8 protein-coding genes are annotated in these 14817 nt (G+C 70.1%); 2 read left to right on the top strand and 6 right to left on the bottom strand.

The annotated features are described in order from the left end of the window. Positions 1-92 precede the first annotated feature (92 nt). The 5 genes from ACIBO1_RS15125 to ACIBO1_RS15105 all read right to left on the bottom strand — a co-directional run bounded on the left by ACIBO1_RS15125 (position 93) and on the right by ACIBO1_RS15105 (position 10153). Positions 93-4829 (bottom strand): Ig-like domain-containing protein, encoded by a 4737-nt coding sequence (locus ACIBO1_RS15125; protein WP_396746177.1) that lies wholly within the window; start codon positions 4827-4829, stop codon positions 93-95. A 130-nt stretch (positions 4830-4959) separates the two neighbouring features. After that, positions 4960-6912 (bottom strand): glycoside hydrolase family 127 protein, encoded by a 1953-nt coding sequence (locus tag ACIBO1_RS15120; RefSeq protein WP_396746174.1) that lies wholly within the window; start codon positions 6910-6912, stop codon positions 4960-4962. 2 nt (positions 6913-6914) lie between these two features. Then, positions 6915-7829 carry a carbohydrate ABC transporter permease gene (locus ACIBO1_RS15115; RefSeq protein WP_396746171.1) on the bottom strand — a complete coding sequence of 305 codons (915 nt, stop codon included), beginning with the start codon at positions 7827-7829 and terminating at the stop codon, positions 6915-6917. A gap of 4 nt (positions 7830-7833) precedes the next feature. Continuing rightward, a complete protein-coding gene (locus tag ACIBO1_RS15110) occupies positions 7834-8751 on the bottom strand; it encodes a sugar ABC transporter permease (protein ID WP_350695391.1) in 918 nt (305 codons plus the stop codon). Positions 8752-8854: 103 nt separating this feature from the next. Further along, positions 8855-10153, bottom strand: coding sequence for an ABC transporter substrate-binding protein (locus ACIBO1_RS15105; protein WP_396746168.1), 1299 nt, complete (start codon positions 10151-10153; stop codon positions 8855-8857). 613 nt (positions 10154-10766) lie between these two features. Between ACIBO1_RS15105 and ACIBO1_RS15100 the strand changes: the two genes are divergently transcribed. After that, complete coding sequence (locus tag ACIBO1_RS15100; RefSeq protein ID WP_350695394.1) at positions 10767-11789, top strand: LacI family DNA-binding transcriptional regulator; 1023 nt, start codon at positions 10767-10769, stop codon at positions 11787-11789. A gap of 105 nt (positions 11790-11894) precedes the next feature. Here ACIBO1_RS15100 and ACIBO1_RS15095 read toward each other — a convergent pair whose 3' ends face one another. Continuing rightward, the gene (locus ACIBO1_RS15095; RefSeq protein WP_396746164.1) at positions 11895-12932 is read right to left on the bottom strand and encodes a LacI family DNA-binding transcriptional regulator; all 1038 of its coding nucleotides are present in this window, start codon (positions 12930-12932) and stop codon (positions 11895-11897) included. A 482-nt stretch (positions 12933-13414) separates the two neighbouring features. Between ACIBO1_RS15095 and ACIBO1_RS15090 the strand changes: the two genes are divergently transcribed. Continuing rightward, positions 13415-14653 carry a cellulose binding domain-containing protein gene (locus ACIBO1_RS15090; protein WP_396746161.1) on the top strand — a complete coding sequence of 413 codons (1239 nt, stop codon included), beginning with the start codon at positions 13415-13417 and terminating at the stop codon, positions 14651-14653. The last annotated feature ends 164 nt before the right edge of the window (positions 14654-14817 follow it).

The raw sequence follows: 14817 nt of genomic DNA, 5'->3' as shown, positions 1-14817 counted from the left end.
TGGCGGGGGGGGGGGGGGGGGGCGGGGGGGCGGGGGGGGGGGGGGGGGGCCCCCCCCCCCCCCCCCCCCCCCCCCCCCCCCCCACGAGGGGGTCAGCCGCAGGTGAGCGCGCCGAAGGGCGCCTCGAACTCGACGGTCACCGGCTCGCCGTCGACGGTTCCGGTGGCCTTCACCGTCGCGGTCCCGGCCTGCACCGAGGTGGCGCGGGTGTTGAACGCCTGGAAGGCGGACTTCCCGGGTGCCACGTCGGCGACCGTCCGCGAGCCGTACGGCGTGACCAGCTCGATGCGCAGCGGCACGTCCTCGGCGTTGCGGGCGTTCACGGAGACGTAGACGTTCCTGCCGGTGCAGCGCGTGCTGGCCTGCACCTCGACGTCCCAGACCGGAGTCTGGGGCGGGTCGCCCACGGTGAGGGTCAGCGTGGTCCGGGTGGCCCCGGCCTGGCTGACGTACGGAGGCAGGATCAGGTCACCGATGATGGTGTAGCGGCCGGGGGTGTTGACGATGTTCTCGTCGAAGTCCCAGTCGACACCGATGGCCTGGTTGTCCCGCGAACCGTCGTTGTAGGAGACCTCCACCTTGTTCGGAAGGAACGGCAGTTCGCCGACCTCGACGGACTGTTCGAAGGTCTCGGCGCCCTGGATCGAGATACCGCCGGTGGACATCTCCGGCCGTACGTAGATCCGCGCCTCGGCGATCAGCCCGTACGCGTCGTTCGTGCCGTAGACCACGAACGGGTCGACGTTCGGCTCGGCGACCTGCTCGGGCGTGATCTCCTGCCAGTTGAACGCGACCTGGCCGCGCTCGCCGCTGGCGTAGACGGCGTCCAGCGTGCTCGGCAGCGTCGGCACGTCACCGACACCGGTGCGGATGAGCACCGGCGAGCGCACCGAGTCGACCGTCTCGCCGTTGGCCCGCCATCGCAGCACACCGGTTCCGGCACCGCTGCCCTGCACGCCCCAGATGCGGATGCGCAGGTAGCTGGTGGTGACCGGCTCGAACTCGAAGCTGTTGAACCGGTTGGTCGCCAGCCCACCGGCGTACGTGGTGCCCTCGGCCAGCGTCACCGGAGTCCAGGTGGTGCCGTTCGTCGAGGTCTCGATGGCGTACGTGCCGGCGTTGGGGCGACGGGTGCCGCCGTTGTCGTCGTACCAGTAGATGTCGGTCGACGAGAGTCGCACCGGCGCGCTCCACCGGTACTGGATCCACGCCTCCCGGGCGGTGCTGGTGCCGTTCTGCGGCTGACCCCAGTTGCCCCAGCCGTTGCCGGCACCCGGGTTGGAGTTGTTCGGGGTGGTGGGCTCGTTGACCCGCGAGTGGTTCTCCCAGGACGCCGTGCCGCTGGTGCTGATCGTGGCCGAGGCGCCGAACTCCGCGGTGACCTCGCGCTCGGTCAGCGTGACCGACACGTTCGCCGTCGACCGCTTCTCGCCGTCGTCGGCCCAGAACCGGAACACGTAGTCACCGGCGACGGTGCCGGTGACCCGGGTGGTCAGCGCCCGCGCGTCGGCGAAGATGACGCCGGCGCCCTGCGGCGCGGAGACGGTCTCCCAGCCGAAGGTCAACTCGCTGTCGTACGGGATGCCGTCGTCGGCGGCCGTGGCGACGAGCCGGGTGGACAGGTTGCCGTCCGCCGAGCCGTCCCGGGTGGCGGTGACCTGTGGCGCCTGGTTGGTCACGTCCGGCACGTCCCGCCCGGACTCGAACACCTGGATCTCGCTGATCGCGGTGAAGTGGGTCGGGTTGTTGGTGAAGGTGACCCGGAGCTTGTCGGTGGTGACGGTGTCGAACAGCGCCTCGTTGAACTTGGCCGACGGTACGACCGGGTTCTTGAACTGGTCCGGCACCTCCTTCCAGCCGCCGTTGCCGTCGGGCACCTGCACCCACCAGCGCGCCGGCTCGCGGTAGCCACCGGCCTGCCGGTCACTGACGAAGAAGACCTTGACGTTGTCGAGGCTCTTGGCCGAGCCCAGGTTCAGCTCGATGTAGCCGTTGCGCTCGGTGGTGCCGTAGTTGCCCCAGTACGGCTCGTTGGCGGTGATCCCGTCGGTGACGGCCGCCAGCGACACCGGACGCTCGGTCTCCGAGATGGCGCCGGGCGTGTAGTTCATCGAGGTGGTGCTCCAGCCGGGCGTGTGGAACTGCCGCCACGGCGTGGGCCGCACACCCTGCTGGGTGTACGAGGAGCTGAGCTCGGCGCCCTGCGCCAGGTTCGGCGCCTCCTCGGTCAGGTCGATGCCGGCCGTCTTGAGGTAGCTGACGACGCGGTCGTCGGAGATCGGGGTGTCCACCGCGCTCGGGAAGTCGGCCCCGGTGGTGGCGGTGTAGGTGACGGTCACGCCCTCCTCGGCCTGCGCCTGGTTGGTGTTCGGGTCGTAGGTGACCTTGCCGAGCTTGTCGGTGGTGACCTTCTTCTCGCCGTTGAGGAAGAGGCTGTAGCCGGCGCCCAGGCCGTACTTGCTGCCGTCCGGGTCCCAGACGATGGTGACGTCCTGACCGTGGTACCGCAGGTTGTTGACCATGAAGTGCTCGTAGCCGAACTGGATCGGCCACAACTCGATCTTGTCATCGGAACGCGGCTGGATGCCGCCCATGTCCTCGATGAAGATGTAGTTCATGTTGCCGAGCATGATGTGGTTCTGGTTGTTGCGGTTGTAGGAGCGCGTCGTCGGGTTCCAGTTGGAGTAGTACTCGGCCTGGTTCGCGACCCGCATGTCCGCGTTCGGGTAGATGCTCCACGCCATCCAGTCCAGCAGCCGCTTGGCGTACTCCGGAGTGATGTACTTCTGCTCCGGGTCGTAGTGGCGCAGCGCCGACCGCACACCGCGGTACTGCACGGTGAAGTTGATGTTCGAGAAGTTGTTGGAGCCGCCGATCCCGTACACCGACCGGTCGTACTGGTTGGCGGTGTAGAACGGGAAGATCGGGAAGTTGTCGCCGTAGGTCAGGAACCGGAACCCGTCGACGTACTTCTCCCACTGGTCGGTCGGGATCAGGTTCTCGGCGTAGATGTCGTAGAGGTTCGTCTCCTTGGCCGGGATCAGGTTCCGGGCCGAGGCGGGCAGCGGGTTGGCCCGCCCGTTCGCGGTCGCCGCGCTGCTCGCGCCGTGCGACGTGCCGGCCAGGAACATCCGCAGGTCCGGGCTCCAGAGCCGGGTCAGGATCGCGTCCCGGATCTCGTCGGCGCTGGTCCCCATGGCGTCGATCTTGGCCTGGTCGGCGTCGGAGATCTGGTAGAGCTGGCGGGCCGCGTCGAAGGCGCCCCACACGTACGCCGACTCCGGCCGCTCGATCGTCCGCGCGCCCGGTGCCCCGGCGTTCACCTTCGGGAAGCCGAACGTGATCGCGTCGGCGTCGTTGCCCGGCATGTAGTTGGTGTCGTACGCGATCAGCTTGTCGTCGTTGCCGTCGTAGTGCTCCAACTGGCCGACGCCGTCACCCTCGAAGTACTGGGCGAACTTGCGGGCGACCTGCTTGCCGCCGCCGTGCACCTGGTACGCCTCGAGTCCGGCCGTGCCGAGGTACTGCGAGTAGTGGTTGTTCCAGCTCGTGTGCCCCGGGCTGTCCAGGAAGGCCGAGGAGCCGGAGAGCTCACCGATGTTGAGGATCTGGCCGTAGCCCAGGTAGGGCGTGCGTAGCCACTTGGTGTCCTGCAGGTGCATCGGCTGGGTCAGCGCGACCGAGTTCTGATAGAGGTTCACCCCCTCGATCGTGGTGGGGTACTGGTAGACGTGGCCGGACGCGTTGGCGTCGAGCGAGTTGTAGCGCTCGCCCCACCAGCGGTACACGATGGCCTTCTCCATCGCCGCGTCCGGGACGTTGATGTACGGCACGTCCTGGGCCCACTGGCGGTGGAAGGCGGTGATGCCGGTCCGTACGGCCACGCTCGGCGACAGGTCGGCGTACTCCTGGTAGCTCTCCACCGTCTCGGGCAGCGTGGCCGAGGAGACCGCGCCGACCACCGACAGCGACAGCGAGCCACCGGCCGGGACGGTGATCTCCCGGTCCAGGTTGCTGCCGGTACGCGTGAAGCCCGAGCCGGTGAGGTCCACCCGGACGGCGTCCCACGGGGTGTCGACGAGCCCGTTGTTCGAGCCGCTGGTGATGGTGCGGGTGCCGGTGAGCGCGCTGTCGCCCGCAGCCTGGGTGGCCAGCGGCGACGCGGCCCGGACGGTGAAGGTGGCCGCCGAGTCCCCGGGGTTGGTGAACTCGATGGCGGTGACCGCCACGTTGTCGTAGGTGATGAACTTCGTCAGGTCGGCGCGGACCCCGGTGGAGCCGATGGTGTAGCGGCTCTTGGCGTGGCTGGGTGCGTTGAACCGGTTGGCGTTCACCTCGGACACGGTCTGGCCGGGCACCGTGACCGTGTAGAGGTTGCCGAGGTTGTTGGGGCCACCGACGAACGTGTTGCCGGCGAAGCCCATCACGGTGAAGTTGTTGTTGGTCGCACCCCGCATGTAGACGGTGCGCCCTCGGGTCATCAGCACCGCTGACCCGAGGGTGCCGCTCACTCCGAGGATGCGGTCGAGGTAGTAGTCCGTGCCGCCGGCGGCGAGGTCGGCGTCGAAGATGGACTGGTGCATGCTGCCGGCGGTGAACGGTACGCCCGGCCGGAGCTGGTCGGCGACGTTGCCGACGTTGCTGTAGACCGGGTCGCCGATGTCCATGACGTGGTTCTGACCATTGGTGTGGACCCCGACGTCGCCCTCGTTGCCGGGCAGGACGGGGCCGGCCGCGTGGGCCGGGGACGATACGGCGACCGTCCCCGACACCACGAGCGCGGCAAGGGCACCCCAGAGGGGCACCCTCCGCACGCGTCTGCGGATCATCTTCTTCCTCCTTGATATCGGCGCGGGTGGGCGGGTGAGGCGGTCCCCCACGTCGCACCTAGGTGGTGATTCGAGCGGCTCCTGGTGGTGCTGCCGGCGCGGGCAGGAAGTGTTCGTGTGAGCGTTAACATCAGCTCCGCCCCCGGTCCTGCTCCGGCAGGGCACCGTCGACGGGGATCCAGACCCGCATGGTCGAGGGGCCACGGTTGGCCCAGGCGTGGTACGGCACCAGCGTCACCTCGTCGAACACCTCGGCCGGCGCGGGCGACGACTCGGCGGCGTCGGCCCGGTAGGGCCATTCGTGGTCGTGCGGGCGCACCCGGCGGCACCGCACCACCACCCGGCCGTCGACCAGCCGGGGCGGTTGGCTGGTGTCGATGCGCAGCTCGTCGACGGTCGCCACCTCCGGCACGTCCACCGACTCCAGCGCGAACACCAGCGGACCGCGCTCCACCGCGACACAGCCCCGCACCGCGTCGATGCGGCTGTCCGGATGGGTGAACCGGGGCGCCATCGGCAGGGCCAGGACGACCTCGTCGCCGCGCCGCCAGGTGCGCTGCTCGGTGATCATGCCGGGGGCGACCGGCCGGGTGGCTCCGGCCACGGTGACGGTGGCGCCCTCGACGGCCCAGTCCGGCACCCGCAGCGACAGCGACCACGGGCGGTCGTCGTCGCTGTCGACGCGTACCCGGATCTCGCCGTCGTGCGGGTAGTCGGTGCTGATCACCAGGCAGCGCTCCCGCCCGTCGGGGAGACGGTGCGCCACCGTTGCGGGCAGGTACTGGTGCAGTTGCAGGCCCTCGTCGTCGCAGGTGGCGGCGTACGCGCCGAGGCTGGCCACGGTGCGGGCCACGTTGGTCGGGCAGCAGGAGACCTCGAACCACGGCGCCCGCAGCGAGGCCGCCGCGCGCAGGCTGGGCCGGTCGGCGTCGGGCACCGTGCCGAGTTCCCGGCGGTGCAGCGTGTTGGTGTAGAAGAAGCTGCGCCCGTCGGTCGACGGCGAGGTCGACACCACGTTGAACAGGGTCCGCTCGATGAGGTCGGCGTAGCGGGACTCGCCGTCGGCGAGCAGCAGCCGCCAGGCCAGCATCACCGAGCCGATGCCCGCGCAGGTCTCCGAGTACGCCCGGTCCGGCGGCAGCATCCAGTCCTCGCCGAACGCCTCGTCCTGGTGCCGGGAGCCCTGTCCGCCGGTGACGTAGGTGCGCCGGGTGACCGTGTGGTGCCACTGGCCGCGTACCGCGTCCAGCAGGCTGGCGTCCTTCAGCTCGACCGCGACGTCGACGGCGCCGGCGGCCAGGTAGTTCGCCCGCACCGCGTGCCCGCGCAGCACGGTGGCCTGCCGGATCGGGGTCTCGTCCTGGAAGTACTCCCGACCGAACTCGATGTCGGCGAGCCGACCGTGTCCACGCCGGTCGACGAAGAGCGCGGCCTGGGTCAGGTAGCGGTCCTGGCCGGTGGTGCGGGCCAGTTCCACCAGGGCGGTCTCGATCACCGGATGGCCGCAGACGCTGTCGATGCCGTCCGCGCCGAACGTCTCGCACACGTGGTCGGCGGCCCGGCAGGCGATCTGGAGCAGGCCGTCGTCGGCGCCCGGCCGGGTCCGGGCCCGGGCCACGGCGGCCTGGACGAGGTGCCCGATGCAGTAGAGCTCGTGCCCCCATTCCAGGTCCGACCAGCGCGGTTCCTGTCCGGGACGGCCGAACTTGGTGTTCAGGTAACCGTCCGGCTCCTGCGCCGCGCCGACCCGCCGCACCAGGGCGCGGAACCGCGATTCGAGATCGGGGTCGGCGGTCCGGCCGATCTCCCACGCCATCGCTTCCAGGAACTTGTAGATCTCCGAGTCGGAGAACTCGCGTCCGCGCCGCTCGCCGGAAAGGTCGCCGTCCACCGCCAGGTCGAAGTTGCGGACCCAGCCCTCCCGTTCGAGCCAGTACGCGATGTGGTCGAGGGTCACGCCGCCGTTGACCGACTGGCGCTCGGCCCAGAATCCGCCCGCGATCCGGACTTCCCGCAGGTCGAGGGGGCGCAGGCGACCCCGGACCGGCAGGACGGGTGCGGCCGGATGTGCGTTGCCGCTCATGGTCATCCTTTCAGCGCGCCGGACATGAAGCCGCGCACGTAGTGTCGTTGCAGCAGGAGGAACAAGACGATGCACGGCAGGGCGAGTACGACGACGCCCGCTTCGGTCGCCCCGTAGTCGACGACACCCTGGACCTGGCCGCGCAGGTTGGACACGGCCAGCGGCAGCGTCATCTTCTCGGTGTCGTTGATCAGGATCAGCGGGGCCATGAAGTCGTTCCACGCGGCGAGGAAACCGAAGAGACCGACGGTGATCAGACCGGGTTTCACGGCGGGCAGCAGCACCCGCCACAGCGCGCTGAACGACGAGCACCCGTCGACCATCGCGGCCTCGTCGAGTTCGCGGGGCACCGCCTCGAACGAGATGCGCATCAGGAAGGTGGAGAACGGCAACTGGAACATGGTCAGCACGAGCGCGACGCCGACCAGGGAGTTCTGCAACCCCACCTGGTTGAGCAGCACATAGAGCGGGATCAGCAGCGTCGCGTACGGGACCATCAGGATGGCCAGGGTGAGCAGGAACAGGATGTTCTTGCCCGGGAAGCGGAACCGCGCGAAGGCGTACCCGCCCAGGAACGAGATCAGCAGCGTCAGCGCGACGGTGAGCAGCGAGACGAACGCCGAGTTGCCGAGGTACCGCCAGACGCCGGCCTGGTAGGCGGCCAACGTCTGGTAGTTGCCGATGCCCCAGCCGTCCACCTGGTTGGTGCCCGGTTGCGGGGAGACGGAGGCGACCGCGGTCCAGGCCAGCGGCGCCAGGAAGATCAGTGCGACCGAACCGGTGAACACCCAGTACGGCGTACGCAGCGCGATCCCGGCGATGGTGGTCCCGGTCGGCTTCTTCGGCCTCGACGGCTCCGGCGCGGACGGCGGTGTCCCGTCGGCGACGGTCGGAGGGGTGCGGGAGTCGACGGTCATCGGATCAGTTCTCCTCGGACCGGAAGGCGCGCATCTGCAACGCGTTGATCAGGATCAGGGCGACCAGCACGATGACGGAGATGGCCGCCGCCACCCCGAGGTCGTTCTGGCCCTGGAACGCCACCATGTAGATGAGCTGCACGACGGTGATCGTGCTGTTGTCCGGGCCGCCCTTGGTCAGGATGTAGAACTGCTCGAAGGCGAGCAGGGAGCCGGTCACGCAGAGCACGGTCGTCAGCGCCAGCGTGGGGCGCAGCAGCGGCAGCGTGACCTTGCGGAAGGTCTGCCAGCGGGTCGCCCCGTCGGTACGCGCCGCCTCATACACGTCGGCCGGAATTCCTTGCAGGCCGACCAGCATGAGCACCATGTAGAAGCCGGCGTACCGCCACACGATCAGGAAGGTCGTCGAGAACAGCGCCGCGTTCGGGGAGCCGAGGAACGTGATGCCCAGGCGGTCCATCAGCGGGGCCAGCGGGCTCGCGTACGGCGAGTAGATCACATAGAACAGCAGCGACGCCGAGGCCAGGCCGAGCGCGCTGGGAATCAGGAACGAGGCCCGCAGCAGGTTGTTCCACCGGCTCGACTCCTGCACCAGCAGGGCCAGCCCCAGGCCGAGCGCCAACAGCAGCACGGTCGCGAGCGCGGTGTACTTGAGGGTGAACACCACCGAGTCGGTGAAGAACCGGTGCTCGACCGCCTTCACGAAGTTGTCGGGCGCGTTGAACCCCTGGTCACCGGTGAGCAGCGGCCACCGCGACAGCGACATCTTGACGACCAGCAGCAGCGGCACGGCGAACAGCAGTGCCACGAAGACCGCGGTCGGCATCGCATAGAGCCAGCCGAGCAGTGCCTGACGACCTCGGGGACGGGCGCGGCGCCGTGTCGCCGCACTGGGCGGGCGAGACGGAGCGGTGACGCTCATGGGAACCTCTCGTTTCCTTCGCTGACAGGCGGACCGTGGGCGCGACGTGGGCGTGTGCCGACCGGTAGGGACTCCTCGGGCGGCACACGCCCACGCCGGGTACCTACTGCTTCAGGACGGCGCTGACTTCGCCGTTGTCCTTCTGCAGGTCGCCGTTCCCGTTGAGCACCTGGTTGCGGACGAGGGTCAGCCACGGGCTGTTCGGCGCGTTGAACGCCTGCTGGAAGTTGAGCGCGACCGGGGTGTCACCCTGGCCGGCCACCTCGTTGATGGTCACCAGGCGCGGGTCCTCGGCGGCGTACTTGTTGTTGGCCAGGTCGGCGCGGGAGACCACGTCCTTGTTCTTGGCCAGCACCTCGACCTGGGCCTCCTCGGACATCATCCAGCTCAGGAAGTTCCACGCCTGGGCGGCCTTCTTGGAGTCCTTCGAGATGCCGATGCCGTCGCCACCGACGAAGGTGGAGGCGCCGCCGTTGGGGCCGGGGATGCCGGCGACACCGACGTCGAACGGCGTCGAGGAGAGCAGCGTCGCCGGGTAGAACATCAGGCCGACCTTGCCCTCGGTGAAGGCGGCGGTCCAGGTCGGACCGGTCTCCCCCGCCGAGGCGGGCAGCACGGCACCGGAACGCCACAGGTCCTGCCAGGTGCTGAAGACCTTCTGCGCGGTCTCGTCGGCCAGCTTGGACTCGGTGCCGTCCTCGCTGAGCACCTGACCGCCGTCGGCCCAGATGGACGGGAACCAGGTGAAGACCAGGCAGCCGCCGCAGTTCAGGCCGGCGGCCGTACCGTAGACGCCGTCCTTCCCCGAGGCCTGCACCGCCTTGGCGGCGGCGGCGTACTCGGCGAGTGACGCCGGCGCCTTCTCCGGGTCGAGCCCGGCGTCCCGGAACAACTGCTTGTTCCAGAACATCATCGACAGGTCCAGCACGAACGGCAGGACGTGGGCCTTGTTGTCGACGGTGCCCGCCGAGAGGTGCCCCTTGTTGATCTGGTCCTTGAAGTCCAGACCGTCGATGTTGGAGCTGATGTCCTGGAACAGGCCCTGGTTGACCCAGTTCGGCACGTAGACGATGTCCGCGGCGAACAGGTCCGGAAGGCCGCCGGAGCCGGCCGCCGCGCCGACCTTGGCGACGTAGTCGTCGTTCGGTACGACGGTGAGCTTGACCTGGTTCTGGTGCTTGGCGTTGTACGCGTCCACCAGCAGCTTCGCCTGCTTCTCCAGTGGCGCGCGGGTCCACAGGGTCAGCTCGCTGCCGTCGTCGACGCCGGTCGGGCCAGCCTCGGCCGCGCTCGGGCCGCTCGGCTCGTCGCTGCCGCAGGCCGCCACGGCGAGGACCATCGTCGCCGCCATGGCTCCGGCCAGCGAACGCAGGGCAGTACGCCTGCCCAGGGTTTTCCTCATGATTCCTCTCCTAGTCTGCATCGATGCTCGCCGGGGAGCCGCGTAGCGGTTCCCGTGAGCCGGGTAGCGGGGTTCCGCTCTTTTCGGGTGGGACCGGAGCCGCCGCACCGGCCGTCGGCCGTGGCGCCCCCCGTGGACGTGATCGGCGAAGCCGGATGATCAGGTACGGCCGGCGGGTGGCCGGCCGGGCAGGGTCAGGGTGTGGACAACAGGTCACCGACGGGGTTCCGCCGAACCGAGGTGTCGTGTGGACGGCCCGAGACGGCACCGTCACACCGCTGCGTCGCGCGGGCCCGTTGCACCGGTGACGACGACGCGGCCCGCACCGTGTTCGTGGGCGATGCCTCGTCCGTCCTCATCGGTGTCGCCTCCCGCCGGGTCCGACGGAACCGGCACGGCAAGCCGCACCGCCGCCGAGGTGGTCGGTATCACTTTCCGCCGCTAGCGTGTCCCACGAAAACGGTTTCGGCAAGATGTCGGACGGGTAAAACCTGAACCTGTTTCGCTGCGGGCTTCACCTTCCCCTGCATGCACTCTGCGCTCTACGCTTGCCCCGGATACGGGGGCGGCGACCACCTGCCGGCCGTCCTGAAACTTTTGCGAAAGGCTTTCGGTGGGTCGACGACGATCACAGTCAGTGACGCTGAGTGACGTGGCCAGCCGGGCCGGCGTCTCGGTCGCGACCGCGTCCAAGGCACTCAACGGACGCGCCGAGGTGGCCCAGGCCACCCGGGAACGCGTGCTGCGCGCGGCCGGCGAACTCTCCTTCCAGCCCAACGCGCTGGCCTCCGGGCTGATCAACGGCCGCACCCGCACCGTGGGCCTGCTCACCGACGAGTTGGGCGGCAGGTTCGCCATGTCCATCCTGCTCGGTGCCGAGAACGCCCTCGGCAACGAGCAGATGTCGGTGCTGCTCTGCGACGCCCGGGGCGACGCCATCCGGCGTCAGCACTACATCCGTACGCTGCTGGCGCGGCAGGTCGACGGGTTCATCGTGGTCGGCGACAGCAACGAGGTGGGCCCCTCGCTGACGCAGGACATCCCGGTCCCGGTGGTCTACGCCTACGCCGAGTCGACCGACCCCCGGGACCTGTCGGTGATCGCCGACGACGAGGGCGGCGCCCGACTCGCCGCCGAGCACCTGGTGCTGCACGGGAGACGACGGATCGGGCACATCACCGGCCCGGACAGCTACCGCTCGGCCCGGGACCGGGCGGCCGGGTTGCGGACGGTGCTGACCGAGGCGGGCCTCGATCCCGCCGGGGACCCGCTGTTCGGCGAGTGGTCCCAACGATGGGGCCGGCACGCCGCCCGCCTGCTGCTGGCCGCCCGTCCCGACGTGGACGCGATCTTCTGCGGCAACGACCAGCTGGCCGCCGGGGTCGCCGACACACTGCGTGACCTCGGCCGACGCATCCCGGACGACGTGGCGATCGTCGGCTACGACAACTGGGAGTTCTTCGCCGCCGACTGCCGACCACCGCTGACCACCGTGGACCTCAACCTGGAGCGGCTCGGCGCGACCGCGGTCAAGCACCTCTACGCCGCCCTCGACGGCAACCCCGGCAGCGGCGTGATCCGGCAACCCGGCCGCCTCGTCGTCCGCGAGTCGACCGGACCGGCGGTGCACCGCTGACCCACGCACCGGGGCGCTGTCGACGCTGCCGGTCGAGGAGGCCGACGGGACCTCCAGGGGCGGTGCCGACGTCCGCAGCCGGCCTGCGGCGGACGCCCACCTGGGCTAACCGATCAGGCTGGCCGGTCGCAGCGCGCGCAGCGGTCGACCGGTGCCGCACGGGGTCGCCGCGCTGCGCCGGCTGATCAGCTCCGGCACCAGCAGGTCGCGCCGTCGCACCGGCGTCTGCTCCGCCGGGTCGAGTTGCGCCAACAGCAGTCCCAGGCTGCGCCGGCCGAGTTCGGCGAAGTCCTGCCGCACCGACGTCAGCGGCGGCAGGAAGTGCGCACCGTCCGGCGTGCCGTCGAAGCCGACCACGCTGACGTCCTCCGGCACCCGCCGACCCGCCTCGTGCAGCGCCCGCAGCACGCCGAGGGCGAGTTGGTCGCTGGCGCAGAAGACGGCCGTGACGTCGGGGTCGGCGGCCAACCGCTCCCCCTGCTGGTAGCCGGTGCTGGCGCTCCAGTCCCCGGGGAGGACGGCGGGCACCGGCGCACCCCCGGCCCGCAGGGCCTCCCGCCACCCACGGATCCGCTCCTCCGCCTCCGGCCAGTCGTCCGGGCCGGACACGTGGTGCACGGTGGTGTGCCCGAGGTCGAGCAGGTGCCGGGTGGCGAGGCGGGCGCCCGCCACGTTGTCGATCTGCGCGCTGGCGATCTCGTCGCTGCACCCGCCACCCACCGTCACCGCCGCCAGTTCGCCCGCCGCCTCGGCCAGTGCGCCGGCCATGGCAGGCTTGGGCGCGATGGCGATGAGCCCCTCGACCGACTGCCGGCGCAGCCAGTCCGCCGCGTCGAGCACCGACCGCCGGTCCAGGTGCCGCACGCTGGCCACGCTGACGAAGTAGCCGGCGGAGCGGGCCGCGCCCTCGATGGCGTAGAGCATCGAGGTCGGCCCGTAGAGCGGGCTCTCGTACCCGATGATCCCGAGCGTGCCGGAGCGCCGGGTGACCAGGGCGCGGGCCGCCGGGTTGCGTTGGTAGTCCAGCTCCCGCATCGCCGCCAGCACCCGCTGGCGGGTGTCGTCGGCGACGTACGGGTGACCGTTGAGGACCCGGGAGACCGTCTGGGAGGACACCCCCGCCCGTGCCGCGACGTCACGCATGATCGATCGACCGGTGGACCGTCCGGTGCCGGCCCCGCGGTTCGCTGCGCGCGCCCGCGCCCCGCCGCTCTTCTCGATCATCGTCTGCTCTCCTCGCCCGGAGGTCCCCGATGCGCCGCCCGTGCCGCCGGGACCGATGGTCGGAGCACGCTCGAAAGACCTCGGTGGTCTGATCTCCGACAATGAACCTCGAAAACCGTTTCGGCAATCCCTCTCAGGAGATCTCTGGTGAAAACCGACCCTGGAGATCACTGGATTTCGGTGCCCACCGCCCGCCGCGAAGCCCGCACTGGAGGGCAAGTGGGCCAGCCTCGCCCACGAAAACCTTTTCGGCAAGCCCTTGAGACCGAATACGGCAGGGTTTGCGAACACTCGGCCACTCGGCCAACTCGCCCACCTGCCACCATTTAGTTTACATCGACGCCAATCTATCACCGTCGGTGTGTCCACCGACGGCGTTTCCGACACCGGGAGGACCACCCATGAGATCACCCCGAACAGGACTACGGCTCGGCGTGGCGGTCGTCGCCACACTGGCCTTCACCGGCGGGGCCACCCTGGCGGTGACCGGCGCACAGGCCGCTGCCCCGGGCTGCCGGGTCGACTACCGGGTGACCAACCAGTGGTCCGGCGGGTTCGGGGCCGAGGTGACCGTCACCAACCTCGGCGACCCGCTCAACGGCTGGACCGCGACCTGGACGTACGGCGCCGGGCAGAGCGTCACCCAGGCGTGGAACGCCACCGTGACACAGAGCGGCAGCCGGGTCAGCGCGACCAACGTCGCCCACAACAGCGCCCTGGGCACCGGAGCCGCCACCTCGTTCGGCTTCAACGGGTCGTGGAACGGCAGCAACCCGGCGCCGACCACGTTCGCGCTCAACGGCGTCACCTGCACCGGTGCGCCCGGCACCCCGGCACCGACCACGCCGGCACCGACGACCCCGGCACCGAGCCCGACCACACCGCCACCGACCAGCGGTTGGAACCCGCCCGCGCACCTGGTGAACCCGCTCAACCAGGTGTGGCAGCACGTGGAGCAGACCTACAACAACGGCAACCTGTACGGGTTCCGCAACTACGGCTGGGACCAGGTGATGGCCAACCGTGGCTACCTCAACTTCTGCGTCCGTTGGGACTCCAGCGCCACCGTCACCGCCGCCCAGCGCGACCAGATCCACGCCACCCTCGCCCGGCAGTACAAGAAGTGGATGGACGTGATGGTCGGGCACAACGCCTGGCCGTACCAGCAGGTGCCGATCAAGGTGGTCGGCTGGGCGGTCCGCAACCGCAGCCAGCTCCAGTGGACCGACACCAGCGTCGACGTCTACGTCAACAACATCCGCGAGAACGCCCCGCAGTGCGCCCCCGAGTGCGGTCGCTTCTTCAACCAGGGCGGTCAGTACCCGAACTGCCCCGGCGGGGTGGCCCGCCACTACGACCAGTCGCTCTGGCTGACCGACGGGTTCGGCGGCGGCGCCGGCGGCGACTGGGGCCAACGCATGGGTCGCGAGTACTACATGAACAACCTCAACGCCGAGAACATGCACATCCTGCTGCACGAGATAGGCCACACCTTCGGCCTCGACGACTTCTACGACTGGACGCCCAGCGGAGTCGGCGGGTTCCTGATGCGGGCCGGCAGCGCCAGCTCGATCACCGAGTTCGACGCCTGGATGTTCCGGGACTGGTGGCGGCACCTCAAGAGCCGCTACGGCTACTGACCTCCAGGCCCGCGCTCGGCACTCCTGACTGCGACACCCGGCGGGGGGGGGGGGGGGGGGGGGGGGGGGCGCGGCGGGGCCCCCCCCCCCCCCCCGCCCCCCCCCCCCCGGCCGCGGGCGGGGGCGGGCCCCCCCCCCCGGCCCGCCGGGGGGGCGGCCCCCCG

The sequence above is a fragment of the Micromonospora sp. NPDC049903 genome (assembly GCF_044460945.1).
Classification (GTDB): Bacteria; Actinomycetota; Actinomycetes; order Mycobacteriales; family Micromonosporaceae; genus Micromonospora.
Note: the sequence above shows the minus strand (reverse complement) of the source record. Positions and strands in the feature narration are given on the sequence as shown.